Genomic DNA, 15,802 nt, shown 5'->3' with positions numbered 1-15,802 from the left:
AGGGTTTCCGGGGCCGTTCCCTCGATAGCTTCCGGACATGACCGATGTGGTGCTGCCCTGCCTGAACGAGGCTCCCGCCCTGCCCTGGCTGCTCAGCCGGCTGCCGCCGGGCTACCGGGCGATCGTCGCCGACAACGGCTCGACGGACGGTTCCGCGGATGTCGCCCGTGCCCACGGCGCGCGGGTGGTGTCGATCTCCCAGCCGGGTTACGGCGCTGCCGTGCATGCCGGTCTGATGGCGGCCGACCCGGCGGACGGGGTCGTGTGCGTGCTCGATGCCGACGGCTCCTTCGATCCGGCCGACCTGCCACGACTGACCGGCCCGGTGCACGCGGGCGAGGCGGAACTGGTCGTCGGACGGCGACGACCGGTCACCCGGGGCGCTTGGCCGGTGCACGCCCGGGTCGGCAACGCGGTCCTCTCCCACCGGTTGCGCCGCACCACCGGATTGCCTGTCCACGACATCGGCCCCATCCGCGCCGCCCGCCGGTCCGACCTGCTGGCGCTCGGTCTGCGCGACCGGCGCTTCGGCTACCCGCTCGAGCTGCTGATCGCGGCCGGCAGGGCCGGCTGGCGGGTCATCGAGATCGACGTCGCCTACCACCCCCGAGCCGCCGGCACCCGGTCCAAGGTGAGCGGAAGTCTGCGCGGCACCGTCCGCGCGATCCACGACATGAGGGCGGTGCTCGCCCGATGACCCGCTTCCTCGTGCTGGCGAAGACGCCCACTCCCGGACGCGTGAAGACGCGGCTCTGCCCACCATGGACCTTGGAACAGGCCGCAGCGGTCGCGAGCGCCGCGCTGATCGACACACTCCGGACAGTTGGCGCGGGGGTGCTCGTGGTGGACGGCAGCCATCCCGCGCCATCCGGCTGGAGCCGTGTTGCCCAGCGCGGTGACGAACTTCCGGCTCGGCTGGCGAACGCCTTCGCCGACGCCGGATCGGAGCCTGCCGTGCTGATCGGGATGGACACCCCGCAGGTGACGGGCGCTCTCCTGGCCGATGCCGCCGAGCGGCTCCGGGAGGCGGACGCCGTGTTGGGGCCGGCCGAGGACGGCGGCTGGTGGGCGCTCGGTCTGCGCGATCCCGCGTATGCCACGGTGCTGCGGACGGTTGCCACCTCTCGACCCGACACCGGCGTCCGCACCTTGCAGGCACTGCGCGGCCTGGGTCTGCGAGTCAGCCTGCTGCCCACGCTTCGCGATGTCGACACCGCCACGGACGCCCGCGCGGTTGCCGCCTTGTGCCCGGCGGGCAGCGAGTTCAGGCGTGCTGTCACCGCCCTCGATGCGGAGCTCTCGGCATGACTACCACGACGATCAGGAGTTCGAGCGTCCTCGGTGTCTACGACGCAGCGCTGTGCCGCGCCGAGGCCGGCGAGGCCGCTGAGCTGGTCCTCCGGAGCCCGCACGGCACCGAGCGCACAATTGATGCGGCGTCCTGGTGCCGCGCGCGCATTCCGGGCGACGCCGGCCTGCTCAGGCGCTGTTCCGGGCCGACTCTTGATATCGGCTGCGGCCCCGGCCGGCTCATCAACGCCCTCAACCGGTGGGGCCGGCCTGCTCTCGGCGTCGACATCAGTCCGGCAGCCGTACGCATCGCTCGTTCGCGGGGTGCGACGGTGTTGCGGCGCGATGTGTTCGGGCACCTGCCCGGACACGGTCGCTGGCGGCATCTGCTGCTCGCCGACGGGAACATCGGCATCGGCGGTGATCCGGCGGCCCTGCTCCGGCGTTGCCGAGAACTGCTCGAAGCCGGCGGCCTGCTCCACGCCGAGGTGTCGCCCACAGGCACCCGGAGCTGGGCGGGCGAGGCGAGCCTCCGTGCCGCCGAAGCGCCGGCGGCTTCGACGTTTCGCTGGGCGGAGGTGGCGGCCGAGGATCTGGCCGCGCTTGCCGCTCACTCGTCGCTGCATGTGACCGAGACCTGGCGGGAGGCGGGCCGATGGTTCGCGACACTGACTCCGGCATGACGCCCTCGGGCGGGCCGCTTGCGCCACCGGCACGTCGACGCCACGCGTCCCTCGTGAGGCTTCCCAACCTTCTCCGGCGGCCGCTTCCCGAGCCGCCGCAGGCGCTCCGCCGAGGACCGCTGAAGGAAGGCGCGTTCCCCTCCCCGCTGCGCTCGGCACGGCTCACCAGCCAGGTGGGAGTCGCGCTCGGGGTCTGCTTCGCCGTGTGCTTCCTGACCGGGCTGATCAGCCATCTCGTCCAGCACCCGCCTTCGTGGTTCGGGTGGCCGTCGCGGCCCGCCGGCCTGTACCGCGTGACCCAGGGCCTCCACGTCATCACCGGCCTGGCATCCTTCCCGCTGCTGGGCGTCAAGCTCTGGTCGGTCTATCCCCGGCTCTTCGCCTGGCCACCGGCACGCACCATCGCGCACGCCGTCGAGCGCGCGAGCATCGCGGTGCTGGTGGCGGCGTCGCTGTTCCAGCTGATCGGTGGGCTGTTCAACATCACCCGCTGGTACGGCGCCCTGCCGTTCTTCTTCACCACCGCCCACTACTGGATGGCGTGGCTGACGATCGGCGCGCTGCTGGTCCATATCGGCGTCAAGCTCCCGGTGGTTCGCGACGCTCTCACCCGCCGGCTGCCGGCGGCGCCCGGTCATCGACTCACCAGACGGCAACTGCTCGGCACCACGGGGGCGGCCGCTGGATTGATCACGATTGCCACGGCGGGACAGACGGTCGCCCCATTGGCCCCGGTCTCCGTGCTCGCGCCGCGTCGGCCCACCTCAGGACCCCAGCGGCTGCCGGTGAACAAGACGGCCACCGGCGCCGGCGTACGGGACCTCGCGCTCGATCCGGCCTTTCGGCTGGTCGTCGCGGGTCCCCGCGGCCAGGTCAGCCTCGCGCCGGACGACCTGGCGGCCCTGAGTCAGCACACCGTGATCCTGCCGATCGCCTGTGTCGAGGGCTGGAGTGCGACCGGCACCTGGACGGGCGTACGGCTGCGCGATCTGGTCACGCTCGTCGGCAGCGATCCCCGGTCCTCGTCGGCCGACGTGGAATCGATGCAACCAGCCGGTCGCTATCGAAGATCAACCGTTGCTCCGCCGCACGTGCGCGACCCGTGGACGCTGATCGCCCTGCGGCTCAACGGCGCGCCGCTGCACCTGGATCACGGATACCCGGCGCGGCTCATCGCGCCGAACCGTCCCGGCGTGCTGCAGACCAAATGGGTTGCCCGCATCGTTGTTCGCGAGGGGTCATGAGGGCCGCACTGATCGTGATGGGCACGGTCCTGATGGGGTATGCGGTGCTCGGCGCCGTCACCGATCCGGATCTCAGGCCCGGCGGTGTCGTGTTGTTCCTGGCCGTGGCTCTGGTCGCGCACGACGCCGTGCTGCTGCCGATGACCATAGCTGCGGGGGCGATCCTTGCTCGCTACGCCCCTCGGTGGGCGCTGCCCAGCATGCGCGCCGCGGCCATCGTGAGCCTTACCCTCGGTGTGATCGCTCTGCCCCTCGTGCTGGGCGTCGGCCGGACGGCGGACAACCCGTCGATCCTACCGCTGGCCTATGGCCGGGGCCTGCTCCTGATCCTCGCGCTGAGCTGGTCCGTTGCCCTGGCCTCGGTAGCCCTGGCTCGCCACCGAGCCCGCCGTCCGCGCCCCGCGGACGCACCACCTGACTCCGATCGGCCGAGCCGCCCCGGCGGAGAACTCCATGGTTGAAAAAGATCGGGAACGGCGCAGGAACGTAAGCGGATCGCAAGGTCTTCCGGTCCCCCGCATGGGTAGCGTCGCAGCCGTGAGTCACCGCGTGCTCGTCGTCGACGACGACCCCACTGTCAGCGACGTCGTCCGCCGCTACCTCGAACAGGAGGGGTGCCAGGTCAGGCTGGTCGGCGACGGCCTGGCCGCGCTCGCCGCCGTCGCGGCCGAGCTGCCCGACATCGTGGTCCTCGATCTCATGATGCCCGGCATGGACGGCCTCGAAGTCTGCCGCCGCCTGCGCCACCAGACACCGGATCTGCCCGTCGTGATGCTGACGGCACTCGGCGAGGAGTCCGACCGCGTCCTGGGGCTCGAGGTCGGCGCCGACGATTACGTCACCAAGCCGTTCTCGCCGCGGGAGCTGGTGCTGCGGATCCGCTCGGTGCTGCGCAGGGCGGTCGCGCCCGTCGCCCCACCGGTCGACGCGGTCCTCAGCGACGGTGACCTGACCGCCGACACCGGGCGCCGGACGGCATGGCTCGGCGGCAGTGCCCTCGCGCTGACCGTCCGCGAGTTCGACCTGCTGGAGTTTCTGATGCGCCATCCCGCCCGGGCCTGGTCCCGTGCCGAGCTGCTCGACAAGGTCTGGGGCTGGCAGTTCGGCGACCACTCCACGGTGACGGTGCACGTGCGGCGGCTGCGGGAGAAGATCGAGGTCAACCCGGCCGAGCCGCGACGTATCCTCACCGCGTGGGGCGTCGGCTATCGCTACGAGCAGGTATCCGGCAATGCGTGACCTGATGCTGATCGGGCTCTACGCCCTGGTCGCCGGCGCGGTCGTCGGGGTGGTCGGCGAGGTCGCGCTCCGGCTGCTCCGGCACCGGTCGATCATCCTGCATGTCTGCGTGCTCCTGACCATCACCGTGGCCTCCGTCGTCGCCGGCGTCGCTGCCGTCGCCCACGCCATGTTCCTGTCCGCGCACGACCTTCAGGTCGTGCTGATCACCGTGGCCGCATCGGCGGCGGTCAGCCTCGGTGTGGGTGCCACGTTCGGCCACCGGCTCGCCGCCGCCTCGGTCTGGGCCACCCAGGCCCGCGAGCGCGAACGGCAACTCGAAGCGGGCCGGCGCGATCTGGTCGCCTGGGTGTCGCACGACCTGCGGACCCCGCTGGCCGGGTTGCGGGCCATGGCCGAGGCACTCGAGGACAACGTCGTCGTCGACCCTGCCACCGTGGCCGAGTACCACCGCCGGATTCGCATCGAGACCGACCGGATGGCCTATCTGGTGGACGACTTGTTCGAGCTGTCCCGGATCAACGCGGGTGCCCTCCGCCTGGCCCTTTCCAGCGTGCCGCTCGGTGACGTCGTCTCGGACGCCATCGCCACCACCGCGCCGCTCGCCGCGAGCCGTGGGGTCCGGGTGCTCGCCCGGGAGTCCGGCTGGCCGATCGTGATGGCCGGCGAGCCCGAGCTCAGCCGTGTCGTGGCCAACCTGCTGGTCAACTCCGTGCGGTACACGCCGCCGGACGGCACGGTTGTGGTGGATGCCGGCTCCGAGCGGGGCGAGGTCTGGCTGGCCGTTTCCGACACCTGCGGCGGCATTCCGGAGGCCGACCTGCCCAAGGTCTTCGACGTGGCCTTTCGCGGCGAGCGCTCCCGGACGCCTCAGCCCCAGAACGACGGCCCGGGCAGCTCGGCGGCCGGCGGCGGGCTCGGGTTGGCCATCGTCCGCGGCCTGGTCGAGGCGCACGGCGGGCAGGTGGGCGTGCACAACACTGCTGACGGCTGCCGGTTCGAAGTGCGGATACCGGCAGGTAGCCTGGGCAACCGAACCTAGACCGGGGGGAACAGGTGAGCCGGCTGCGTCGGCGCTGCGAGCGCCGCCTCGAGAACATACCGATTCCGACCCCGTTCGATCTGGACACGTTCTGCGCCGTCATGGCTGTCCACCGGGGCCGGCCCCTCAGCCTGCAGCCGACAAGCGGGCTCAGCGCGGGAGCGCCCTGCGGGCTGTGGATCTCGGTGCCGACCGCCGACTACGTGTTCTACGACCCGGGCACCTCGCAACTGCACGCGGAGCACATCGTGCTGCACGAGCTGAGCCACATGCTCAGCGGTCATACCGCCGGTATCCGGTCCGGCTCGGACGCCGGCGAACGTGCGCTCCACCGGCTGGCACCGGATCTTGATCCCCGGACGATCGACACGATGCTCGGCAGGGCCAGCTACAGCACCGCCCAGGAGCGGGAGGCCGAGATGCTGGCATCGCTGATCCGGGCCCGTTCGGCCGCCGGCCCGACTCCGGAGCGCCGGTCCGGCGACACCCTCGGCCGCGTCGCCGACGTCCTGCGGTTCCCGTCGTGAACGGCGCGCTCACCGGCACGGTCCTGGTCCTGCTCTGGGGCATGGTCCTGGTCCGCTTGCCCACGCTGTTTCGTGACGCCCAGCAGCGAGCCATCTGGGCGACGCTGTGCACCCTCGCGCTGGCCAAGACGGTGGCGACGCCCGGCGTGAACAAGCCTGTCGCCGAGCTGATCCCGGAAGCCCAGGTTCTGCCGCACCTGCTGGGCGTGGTCACCGCGTACTTCCTGTTGCGCTTCATCACTTTGATCACCCACTACGACCGGGCTCATCCGCAGGCGTCCCGCTTTCAGCTCCTGCTGGCCGCCTCCGTGCTGGTGGCGCTGATCACCCTGCTGCTAGCGACGCCGGGTGGGATCAAAACCGGCGGTAGCGAACTGATGAGCACGACGGCCACGGCACCGACCGCAGCCGCCTACTGGGTGGTGCTGAACGGCTACCTGGGCACGGTCCTGGCCATCGCCACGGCGTTGTTCTGGCGGATCGGCCGCTCAGCGCCGGCCCGCCTGCTGCGCAACAGCCTGCGCGCCATCGCAGCCGGCACGTTCCTGGTCACCCTGTACGCGGTGGTGAAGACCGGCGCGATCGTGGCGCACAGCAGCTTCGGTGTCACGTTCCCGGTCGACTCGATCGAGCCCGCGGCCAACGCCCTGCGCACGATCGGCACCATCGTCGCGCTCATCGGCGCCCTGGTGCCGGCGAGCGGCAAGGTGCGCACCGCCGTACGGGCCTACCGCGCACTGTGGGCACTTCGTCCATTGTGGCGGGTGATGCGAAAGACGTTCCCTGAGGTCATCCTCTTCCCGCGGCGGCGGGCGCTGCTGGAGCTGGCCGGGGTCGACGAGGTGCAGTTGCGGCTCTACCGCCGGGTGATCGAGATCCGGGACGGCATGCTGACGCTGCGCGACTACCTGCCCGCGGGCGCCCTCGCGGAGGCCCGGGGGTACGTCGGTGACAACCCGGCACTGGTCGAAGCCTGCGGCATCACGCTCGCCCTGGCACGACATCGATCCGGAGCGGCGGCGACGGAGCACGGCGACCGATGGGCGACCATCGGCGGCAACGTCCAGGACGAGGTCGCTTGGCTCAGCGCCGTCAGCGCCGCCTTCCGCCGCCAGGAGCCAGCCACGTTCGCCGCACGCCAGCCCGAGGGCGCGCCACCTTGACTCAGCTGTCGGTCTTGCGGCGGTCCCGTTCCAGCTCCCACACCTTGCGGCGGTCCCGTTCCAGCTCCCACACCTTGCGGACCAGCTCGCCGATCGTGTCCCTGCTGCTCGGCGACACGTCCGCGGCACGCAGCGCGATCTCCTGCACCTTGGCGTCACGCAACGTGCCCAGCAGCGCCAGCTGACTGTCGATCTTGCGGGCTTCGTCATCGTCCAGGAAGTACGCGACCGGCACCCCGAAGAACGTCGCGAGTCCCTTCAGGTGCTGAACGGTCGGGTTGGTGCGCCGGCCGGTGCGGAGCTGCCAGATGTACGTGTGGGAGATCTGGATGCCCTGCTGCGCCCGGATGGCCTCGGCCACCGCCATGTAGCTGGCCTCGCCCTGGCCGGCGGACCGGACCTGGGTGAAGAGGCGGTCCAGTTTCTCGGCGATGGAGAACTCGCTGGGCACCGCACTCCCCTCATCGCCGGGCCAAGATGGGACATGCGGATCATACCGACGAAAACCGGTCGTCGCATCGACGCCCATGAGCAGCCGAAACTGCACATCCCCCGATGTAGGGGCGTCGCTCAACGACCGTAAACTCAGATTGATGACGCTCGGGCAGAGCGTAAACGATGCGCCGTTCGCACTCAACCCGCCGGTATCCTGGTCGGCGTGACGGACATTGTGGAGAGTCCCGAAGTGTCGACGCTGCTCGACGAGCTGACCCGCCTGGCCGGCCGCGAGGATCCGTACCCTCGTTATCACCGACTCCGTGAGATCTCCCCGGTCGTCCGCGCCGACGACGGCGCGCTCGTGGTGACCCGGCACGCGGATTGCGCCGCGGTCACCCGGCATCCGCAGCTCGGCCACATGCCGTCGCACATGTTCGAGTTCGTCCGGCCCGACTGGGCCGACCACCCCGCGCTGTACCAGCTCTTCACCAGCGTCCTGGCGATGAATCCGCCGGACCACACCCGGCTGCGCCGGCTGGTGAGCTCGTCGTTCACCGCCCGCCGGGTGCAGGCGCTGCGGCCGAGGATCGCCCAGATGGTCGAGGATCTTCTGGTACGGATGGACGGCAAGGTCGACTTCATCGACGCGTTCGCCTTCCCGTTGCCGGTCAACGTCATCGGCGAGTTGCTCGGCATCCCGGAGCCGGACCGCGCCCAGTTCCAGGACCTGGTCCGCGACTGGACCCAGGTGCTCGAGGTGATCACACCGGAGGTGCTGACGACGGCCGACCCGGCAGCGGCCACGATCCGCGAATATCTGGCCGGCCTGACCGCGGAACGCCGCCGCAAGCCGAGCGACGACCTGATCAGCGCGCTGGTGGCGGTCGAGGAGGACGGCGAGAAGCTCACCGAGGACGAACTGCTGACGATGGCGGCGCTGCTGTTCGCGGCCGGCTTCGAGACCACGACCAACCTGCTGGCGAACAGCATGGTCACGCTGCTGCGCCACCCGGACCAGCTGGAACTGCTGCGCCGGCAGCCCGGCCTGGCACCCTCGGCGGTGGAAGAACTGCTGCGCTTCGACACCCCGGTGCAGCTGCTGAGCCGGGTGGCCTGGGACGACGTGAAGATCGCGGGCGTGTCGATGTCAGGCGGCGAGCGGATCGTGGCGTACCTGGGAGCGGGCAACCGCGACCCGGAGCGCTTCGCCGACCCGGACCGCCTCGACCTCACCCGCCCGGACAACGCGCCCCTGTCCTTCGGCGGCGGAATCCACTACTGCCTGGGCGCGCCGCTGGCACGGCTGGAGGCCCAGATCGCGATCCCGGCGCTGCTCGCCCACTTCCCGCGACTGGAACTGGCCGGCGAACCGGGCCGGCGCGACAGCCTGGCGATCCGCGGCTACACCAACCTGCCGATCTCGGTCGGCTGAATCCACCGAACCGGCGCCGCCCCACGATCGCGGCCGTCCCGGGCGCGCAACGTCGGCCCGGGCGCGCAACGTCGGCCCGGGCGGGCAACGTCGGCCCGGGCGGGCAACCTTGCTCCGCGATGCCGAGCCAGGTCGATGATCTTGTGTCCAAGGTGCACGACGGCCGCTCGGGGCGGCGGCCGGAAACCACTGCGACAGCCGGGAAATAAGAGCGCCGCTGCGAATTCCACGGGGGAAGAACTCGCAACGGCGTCGTAAGAAAGAGTATCGACCGCGGCGGTTGTTGTCCATCCGTACCGTCGATCATCACCGAACGGCCGAACCGCCGATACCCCACTCCCCGGTCAGCAGGCGCTCCTCGGCGAAAGCGGCGATCCGCAGGGGCCGTCGCGACGGCCACCGCCGCCGGTCGGCCAAGGCCGACCCACCGCGCGGACCAGCAATAACCCGATCCGCACGACCCAAGGCATTCACTTCCATCGGTACGGAGTGACGAATCGCTCATCCCCGACAGCAACCGGACGAGCACCCACCATCGCCCAGCACCGCACACCGCCATAAGCCGCGCCGCGCCAGACAGGACCGGGTCACGCCCGGGCCGGGCGAGGCCGGGCCAGGTCGCCCCACGCCCGGCAAGTTCGCCCCGCGCCCAGCCAGATCGCCCCCGCCCAGCCAGATCGCCCCCCGCCCAGCCAGATCGCAACGGCTCGCGGGCCGACCAGTCCGAGCCTCGATGCCGCGCCGGCCTACTGCGGGCAGCGCCGGAATCGAGCCAGGACCGGATCAGCCGGCCGGCTTATTCGAGGACGCCGACCCCAGGCGCCTCCGCACTCTCGGACAGCAATCGCTTCCGCTGCTTACCCGGCAGCCGATCCACGTAGAGCAGCCCATCCAGATGATCCGACTCATGCTGCAGGCACCGGGCCAACAGCCCACTTCCCTCAATCCGCACCGGCTTGCCGAACACATCCACCCCCGTCACAGCCGCCCAAGCCGGCCGGCCCACCTCAGCTCGCACTCCCGGCACCGACAGACAACCTTCGCTGTCGACTTCCAGTTCGCGGCCTTCGGGCAGGTGCAGCGTCGGGTTGACCACGTGGGCCACCACGTTCGTCTCTGTCGCGTCCGGGCAGTCGACGACGAAGACCCGGGCGTCGACGCCGATCTGGTTGGCCGCCAGCCCGACTCCCTCGGCGGCAGCCATCGACGCGAACATGTCGGCGACCAGCTGGTGGAGGTCTTCGTCGAAGACTGTGACTTCGGCACATCGGCGATGCAGGACGGGGTTCCCGTAGCGGGTGATGGGTCGCGGAGTTCCGGCACGAGTCTGCACGGCTTGATTTTATGACCCGGTGGGCAGGGATCGCCCGCGCGGCCAGGTGGGGCATACCGGCCGCGCGGGCGATCCGGTCAGGCCGGCGGGTTGGTTCCGGGCGGTGCGTCGCCCGGCTGGTCGCCATCGGTACGGTCGTCCGGCCGGCTCTCGCGCCGGGCTGCACGTCCCGCCGCGTCCGCCGCCGTGCTGGCCCACGCGCGCGCCTTGCCCGCCTGGGTTCCCGCCCAGCCGCCCAGGTCGGCCGCGCCGCCCGACACCCGGCGGGCCAGGCTCACCAGCGGGTCCTGGGAGGTTTCGAACGACTCGCGGTAGTGGCTCGCCGCCGCCTTCACCTCGCCGGTCACCGAGGTGTTGCCGTCCGAGTCGCGGCGGGGGTAGTCGCCGCCGATGATCCGGGCGTATTCGCCTGAGTCGATCCAGCGGCGCAGTTCCGCCGCGCGGGCCACCGGGACCGGGTGGCTGCTCCAGGCCGTCATGCTGATCTTGTGGATGCTGTCGCGGAGGTCGCCGCCGCCCTGGTACTCGGCGGCCTGCTCCAGGAACGCCGCGGTGTCGATCTGGGAGAGGTCGCCGCCGCCGGCCAGCTTCATCAGCAGCCGCAGCGACCCGGCCGGGTCCTGACCGGCGAGCAGGCCGGCGCGGTCCGCCGACAACTCGGCCTTGCGCCACCACTCGTACATCGCCGCGATGATGGCGCGCAGGGCGATCGCGCCGATCGGGAGCCAGCTGACGTTGGCCGCCCACTTCGTCAGGATCATCATGATCGTCTTGTAGACGGCGTGGCCGCTGCGGACGTGGCCGATCTCGTGGCCCAGCAGCGCGCGCAGCTCGTCGTCGTCCAGCTTCTCCACCGCGGCAGTGGTGATGACGATGAACGGCTTGTCCATGCCGATCGCCTGGCCGTGGATCATCGGTGACTGGGAGACGTACAGTTCGGGCAGCTCGGCCACGTCGAGCGTGGTCGCGGCCTCGGTGAAGCGCTGGTAGACCCGCGGGTACTGGCGGTGGTCGACGCGGATCGAGCCGGCCAGGTACTGCAGGCGGAAGCCGCGTTCGTTCCACATGCCGAAGAACGCCTTCACCACGTCGTCGAAGCCGCGCAGCTCCCGCAGGGCGGTGAGCGCGCCGCGGTCGGCGGGGTGCTCCCACGCCCGGGAGCTGATGCCGGTCAGCGTGACTCGTTGCCGGGCCGGCCGATTCTCGTCGTCGATCGTCATGGTGGTCCCCTCGCGCCTCGGTCTCCTGATCCGAGATGAGCTTCGCCGGTGCGGCACCCGGGGCACATCGGCTCGGAGCGGGACTTCCTCCCGCCCGACTCCGACTTTCGGCCGACCCGCGACGCCGGCCGCACACCCGAGGTGGATTTGTGGACCGCCCGGCTTGTTACGATCTTGTTACACGCCCATTCTCAGAGAGGTGGTGCTGAGGATGCGGATCGGACTCATCGGGCTCGGCCGGATCGGCGCGTTCCACGCCGAGACGCTGAGCGGGCTGCCCGCGGTCACCGAGCTCGTCGTCACCGATGCGGTGCCGGCCGTGACGGAGCGGATCGCCCGCAAGTACGGTGCCGAGCCGGTCGCCGATGCCGACGCACTGCTGCACAGCGGGGTCGACGGCGTGGTCGTCGCCACCGCCACCGACGCACATCCGCAGCTCATCCTCGCCGCGGTCGAGGTGGGCCTGCCGGTGTTCTGCGAGAAGCCGGTCGCCCGGGGCCCGGCCGCGGCGGCGGAGGTGTTGCGCCACTGCGCGGGTGCGGCGGTGCAGATCGGCTACAACCGGCGCTTCGATCCCGCTTTTGTGGCCGCGCGAGCCGCCGTCGCGAGCGGCGAGCTGGGCCGGCTGCACACCGTACGGTCGACGACCTTGGATCCGGCGCCGCCGCCGGCGGCGTATCTCGCCGCTTCCGGCGGGATCTTCCACGACTGTGCCGTGCACGACTTCGACATCATCCGGTACGTGACCGGCCGCGAGGTGGTCGAGGTGTACGCGACCGGCAGCGCCCGCGGCGACGATCTGTTCACGGAGCTCGGCGACGCCGCCACCGCCGCCGCGATCCTCACGCTGGACGACGACACCCTCGCCGTCGTGTCGAACACCCGCTACAACGGCCGCGGCCACGACGTGCGGCTGGAGCTGCACGGCAGCGCCGACAGCATCGCCGTGGGGCTGGAGGACAAGCTGCCGCTGCGCTCGGTCGAGCCCGGCGTCACCTTCCCGGCCGGGCCGCCGCACACGTTCTTCATGGACCGCTTCGCCGTGGCGTACCGGCGGGAGCTGACCGCCTTCACCGAGATGGTCGCCGGGACCCGGGAGAGCCCGTGCACGATCGCCGACGCGGTCGAGGTGGGCTGGATCGCCGAGGCCTGCACGCTGTCGCTGCGGGAACACCGCCCGGTGCGGCTGAGCGACGTGCGGCTACCCGAGCTCGCTTAGGCGAACCGGTAGCGGTTCTGCGTGTACGGGCCCTTGCCGAAGGAGAGCACCTTGTCCGGTCTGATCGCGTAGACCAGTCCGGTGCGTCCGTCCGCGTCCCGGAAGGCGTCGTCGCCCACCCCGAAGTCCCAGTCCAGCTTGGATTTCCAGAGCGCCGCCAGCTCACCCAGCCGGGCCTGCTCGGTGACCCGCACCGCGACGCCCTCGACCACCACGTCCAGCCCGCCGTGCAGCCGCCCCGCGTCCCAGATCGCCGGCAGCGGCGTCACGTGCGGGCGGCCGAAGGCCTCGTGGAGTTCGGCGGTCGGTGCGATCACGGCTCCTCATTTCGTGAGTTCCTCGGCGCGGGCCAGCAGCGCCCGCCGCTCCGGCTCGGACGGGGCCGCCGCGGCCGCCTGCTCGAACAGGGCCACCGCGCGGGTGCGGTCCCCGGCCCGGGCGGTCAGGTCGGCCTCGGCGGCCACCGCGTACGGGTACCCGTCCAGCGCACCCCCGATGCGCGCCTCGGCCAGGAGTCGCAGGCCGGCCGCGGGGCTGTCCGCGTACCCGTGGGCCACCGCGCGGTTGAGCGCGACCACCGGCGTCGGCAGCAGCCGGAGCAGCCGGTCGTAGAGCTCCGCCACGGCCGCCCAGTCCGTCGGCGTGCCGACGTGGCACGCGGCGATGCGGGCCTGGAGCGCGTACGGGCCGGCACTCTCCGGCAGCAGCGCGACCGCCTCGGTGATCGCCGCGTGGTCCCAGCGTGACCGGTCCTGCCGGTCCAGGGTGCGCAGGTTGCCCTCGTCGTCCCGGCGCGCGGCCCGCCGGGAGTGCTGGAGCAGGCACAACGCCAGCAGCCCGGCGACCTCCGGCTCCCCCGGCATCAGCTGGGCCAGCAGCCGGGACAGCCGGATCGCCTCCTCCGCGAAGGCCGGCTCGCCGTCCGCGTCGTACCCCCGGGTGAAGAGCAGGTAGAGCACCGCCAGCACCCCCGGCAGCCGCTCGGCCAGCGCCGGGCCGGCCGGCACCCGGTACGGGATGCCGGCCGTGGTGATCCTGGTCCTGGCCCGGGTCAGCCGCCGGGTCATGGTCGACTCGGTGACCAGGAAGGCGCGGGCGATGTCGGCGGTCGGCACCCCGGCCACGGTCCGCAGGGTCAGCGCGACCCGGGCCTCCAGCGACAGCGCCGGATGGCAGCAGGTGAAGATGAGCCGCAGCCGGTCGTCCACGACCTCCTCCTCCCCGTGCGCCTGCGCGGGCACCGCCAGCAGGGCCAGCTCCTGCAGCTTGCGGCGTTCGACGCTCGCGCGCCGCAGCACGTCGACGGCCCGGTTGCGGGCCACCGTCATCAGCCAGCCGCCGGGGTTCGCCGGGACCCCGTCCGCGGGCCAGCGCTCGAGGGCGAGCGTCAGCGCCTCCTGGGCGCAGTCCTCGGCCAGGGTCCAGTCGCCGGTGACCCGGATCAGCGCGGCCACGATCCGCGCGTAGGAGTCCGCACCCGCGTCCGCGACGGCTTGCCCCGCGTCCGGCACTCAGTCGTCCAGGTCCACGAGGGGCCGCAGCTCGATCCGGCCGTTCCAGGCCATCGGGTGCGCCCGGGCCACCTCGATCGCCTCGTCCAGGTCGGCGCACTCGATGATGTCGAAACCCACGATGACCTCCTTGGTCTCGGCGAACGGGCCGTCGGAGAGGAGCAGGTCACCGCCGCGCACCCGGACCGTCGTGGCCGCCGCGGGCGCACCGAGGACGCTGCCCGTCACCCGCCGCCCGGCCGCGTCGTTGTCCGCGACCCAGGCGTGGATGTCGGGGATCCGCGACTCGTCGGTCTCCGGCTCGGTGTCGGTGCAGACGAACATCATGTACTTCATCTTCTGAACTCCCTCTGTTCGTGATCTCACCACCGTGACGAACGGGCCGGGCAGTTCCGGACAGCCTCCCAAAAGAATCTCAGAACTCGATGGGCGGCGTGTTGTGCGGCGTGATCACCTGGATCGCCGACGGGTTGGAGCGCACCGGCCCGGGCAGCGCGCCCCGCACCCGCAGCACCACCTGGCAGGCCCGGCGCAGGTCCTGCCGCAGGTCGTGGTGCAGCACCGCGGAGAGCCGGCGCTCGCGCAGCAGCGCCGTGTTCTCCCCGTCGAGGTCGTGCGCGACGAACACGTCGTAGGGCCGCCGCTGCCGGTCGAAGGCGTCGACCACCGCGGCGTTGCCGCCGGCGCCGGCATAGAGCGAATACACCGCGCGAACCGCCGGGTGGGCGGCGAGGACCTCCCGGGTGCCGACGTGTACGGCGTCAGCCCGGTCCTCCGCGTCCACGACCTCCACCAGCCGCCGCCCCGCGTCCCGCGCCCGCATCTCGGCCCGGAAGCCCATCTCCCGCTCGTCCTCACCCCGGTACGAGCCGTGACCGCGGACCACCAGCACGTCACCGGCCCGGCCCGCGAGCCACTGCTGCACCAGGTAGGCCGCCGTGGCACCGGCCGCGCGGTTGTCGATGCCCACGTACGCGGCGCGCGGGCTGGTCGGCAGGTCGGTCACCAGCGTCACCACCGGCGTGCCGCCCCCGGTCAGCCGGGTCACCGCCGCGACCACCTCGGGCCGGTCGGGCGCCTTGAGGATGACGCCGTGCGAACCCTTGCGGTTCACCCGGTCCAGCACGCCGACCAGGTCGCCGAGCGCCGGGCTGTCGAGGAAGTGGAAGCGGGACCGGATCACCGCGGGCCGCAGCTCGGGCAGCTCGGCCTCCAGCGCGGCGCGCACCGCGGTGCAGAACCGCGGCGGCGCCTGCACCACGACGTCGACCATGAAGGTGCGGCCGCCGAGCCGCAGCTGGGACCGTTGCCGGTCCAGGTCGGCGATGGCCTGCTCGACCTCGTGCACCGTGCTCGCCCGGACGCCGCCGCGGGCGTGCAGCACCCGGTCCACAGTGGCCGGGCTGAGGCCGGACTGTGCGGCGATCTCGCGAATCCGGTACGGGTGCCTCACACGTCCAC

18 protein-coding genes are annotated in these 15,802 nt (G+C 71.7%); 11 read left to right on the top strand and 7 right to left on the bottom strand.

Features of this window, described 5'->3' with window-relative positions:
- Positions 1 to 37 precede the first annotated feature (37 nt).
- The 9 genes from ACIBQZ_RS01780 (at position 38) to ACIBQZ_RS01740 (ending at position 7,188) form a co-directional block, all read left to right on the top strand.
- Entirely contained in the window at positions 38 to 697 is a 660-nt protein-coding gene (locus ACIBQZ_RS01780; protein WP_396086534.1) for a glycosyltransferase family 2 protein, read from the top strand.
- Positions 694 to 1,308, top strand: a complete 615-nt coding sequence (locus ACIBQZ_RS01775; RefSeq protein ID WP_396086533.1) for a DUF2064 domain-containing protein — start codon at positions 694 to 696, stop codon at positions 1,306 to 1,308. The genes ACIBQZ_RS01780 and ACIBQZ_RS01775 overlap by 4 nt, the downstream gene beginning before the upstream one ends.
- On the top strand, positions 1,305 to 1,973 hold the full coding sequence (locus ACIBQZ_RS01770; RefSeq protein ID WP_396086532.1) for a methyltransferase domain-containing protein: 669 nt from the start codon (positions 1,305 to 1,307) through the stop codon (positions 1,971 to 1,973). The genes ACIBQZ_RS01775 and ACIBQZ_RS01770 overlap by 4 nt, the downstream gene beginning before the upstream one ends.
- Complete coding sequence (locus ACIBQZ_RS01765) at positions 1,970 to 3,217, top strand: molybdopterin-dependent oxidoreductase (RefSeq protein WP_396086531.1); 1,248 nt, start codon at positions 1,970 to 1,972, stop codon at positions 3,215 to 3,217. Before ACIBQZ_RS01770 ends, ACIBQZ_RS01765 begins: the two co-directional genes overlap by 4 nt.
- Positions 3,214 to 3,678 carry a hypothetical protein gene (locus tag ACIBQZ_RS01760; RefSeq protein WP_396086530.1) on the top strand — a complete coding sequence of 155 codons (465 nt, stop codon included), beginning with the start codon at positions 3,214 to 3,216 and terminating at the stop codon, positions 3,676 to 3,678. Before ACIBQZ_RS01765 ends, ACIBQZ_RS01760 begins: the two co-directional genes overlap by 4 nt.
- Before the next feature lie 58 nt (positions 3,679 to 3,736).
- A complete protein-coding gene (locus tag ACIBQZ_RS01755; RefSeq protein WP_396086529.1) occupies positions 3,737 to 4,456 on the top strand; it encodes a response regulator transcription factor in 720 nt (239 codons plus the stop codon).
- On the top strand, positions 4,449 to 5,498 hold the full coding sequence (locus ACIBQZ_RS01750) for a sensor histidine kinase (protein WP_396086528.1): 1,050 nt from the start codon (positions 4,449 to 4,451) through the stop codon (positions 5,496 to 5,498). Before ACIBQZ_RS01755 ends, ACIBQZ_RS01750 begins: the two co-directional genes overlap by 8 nt.
- 101 nt (positions 5,499 to 5,599) lie before the next feature.
- Complete coding sequence (locus ACIBQZ_RS01745) at positions 5,600 to 6,025, top strand: hypothetical protein (protein WP_396086527.1); 426 nt, start codon at positions 5,600 to 5,602, stop codon at positions 6,023 to 6,025.
- Positions 6,022 to 7,188 (top strand): MAB_1171c family putative transporter, encoded by a 1,167-nt coding sequence (locus ACIBQZ_RS01740; RefSeq protein WP_396086526.1) that lies wholly within the window; start codon positions 6,022 to 6,024, stop codon positions 7,186 to 7,188. Before ACIBQZ_RS01745 ends, ACIBQZ_RS01740 begins: the two co-directional genes overlap by 4 nt.
- A gap of 1 nt (position 7,189) precedes the next feature.
- On the opposite strand, the gene ACIBQZ_RS01735 is transcribed toward ACIBQZ_RS01740, so the two are convergent.
- Positions 7,190 to 7,639 carry a helix-turn-helix domain-containing protein gene (locus ACIBQZ_RS01735; protein ID WP_396086525.1) on the bottom strand — a complete coding sequence of 150 codons (450 nt, stop codon included), beginning with the start codon at positions 7,637 to 7,639 and terminating at the stop codon, positions 7,190 to 7,192.
- 216 nt (positions 7,640 to 7,855) lie between these two features.
- Between ACIBQZ_RS01735 and ACIBQZ_RS01730 the strand changes: the two genes are divergently transcribed.
- Positions 7,856 to 9,058 (top strand): cytochrome P450, encoded by a 1,203-nt coding sequence (locus ACIBQZ_RS01730; RefSeq protein ID WP_396086793.1) that lies wholly within the window; start codon positions 7,856 to 7,858, stop codon positions 9,056 to 9,058.
- Between the two features lie 796 nt (positions 9,059 to 9,854).
- On the opposite strand, the gene def is transcribed toward ACIBQZ_RS01730, so the two are convergent.
- Entirely contained in the window at positions 9,855 to 10,391 is a 537-nt protein-coding gene (def, locus tag ACIBQZ_RS01725; RefSeq protein WP_396086524.1) for a peptide deformylase, read from the bottom strand.
- 77 nt (positions 10,392 to 10,468) lie between these two features.
- Entirely contained in the window at positions 10,469 to 11,611 is a 1,143-nt protein-coding gene (locus tag ACIBQZ_RS01720; protein WP_396086523.1) for a M48 family metallopeptidase, read from the bottom strand.
- A gap of 211 nt (positions 11,612 to 11,822) precedes the next feature.
- Here ACIBQZ_RS01720 and ACIBQZ_RS01715 point away from each other — a divergent pair, with 211 nt between their 5' ends.
- Positions 11,823 to 12,830, top strand: coding sequence for a Gfo/Idh/MocA family oxidoreductase (locus ACIBQZ_RS01715; RefSeq protein WP_396086522.1), 1,008 nt, complete (start codon positions 11,823 to 11,825; stop codon positions 12,828 to 12,830).
- Here the strand turns inward: ACIBQZ_RS01715 and ACIBQZ_RS01710 are convergent.
- The 4 genes from ACIBQZ_RS01710 to ACIBQZ_RS01695 form a co-directional block, all read right to left on the bottom strand.
- The gene (locus ACIBQZ_RS01710) at positions 12,827 to 13,147 is read right to left on the bottom strand and encodes a hypothetical protein (protein WP_396086521.1); all 321 of its coding nucleotides are present in this window, start codon (positions 13,145 to 13,147) and stop codon (positions 12,827 to 12,829) included. The two genes, ACIBQZ_RS01715 and ACIBQZ_RS01710, sit on opposite strands and share 4 nt — an antisense overlap.
- A 6-nt stretch (positions 13,148 to 13,153) precedes the next feature.
- On the bottom strand, positions 13,154 to 14,341 hold the full coding sequence (locus tag ACIBQZ_RS01705; protein ID WP_396086520.1) for an RNA polymerase sigma factor: 1,188 nt from the start codon (positions 14,339 to 14,341) through the stop codon (positions 13,154 to 13,156).
- The gene (locus ACIBQZ_RS01700) at positions 14,342 to 14,677 is read right to left on the bottom strand and encodes a YciI family protein (RefSeq protein WP_396086519.1); all 336 of its coding nucleotides are present in this window, start codon (positions 14,675 to 14,677) and stop codon (positions 14,342 to 14,344) included. It lies immediately after the preceding gene.
- Between the two features lie 79 nt (positions 14,678 to 14,756).
- On the bottom strand, positions 14,757 to 15,794 hold the full coding sequence (locus ACIBQZ_RS01695; protein WP_396086518.1) for a LacI family DNA-binding transcriptional regulator: 1,038 nt from the start codon (positions 15,792 to 15,794) through the stop codon (positions 14,757 to 14,759).
- Between the last annotated feature and the right edge of the window lie 8 nt (positions 15,795 to 15,802).

Source organism: Actinoplanes sp. NPDC049599, assembly GCF_044465625.1.
Lineage (GTDB): Bacteria > Actinomycetota > Actinomycetes > Mycobacteriales > Micromonosporaceae > Actinoplanes.
The sequence above is the reverse complement of the archived record's forward strand: the minus strand, read 5'-3'. Positions and strand labels throughout refer to the sequence as shown.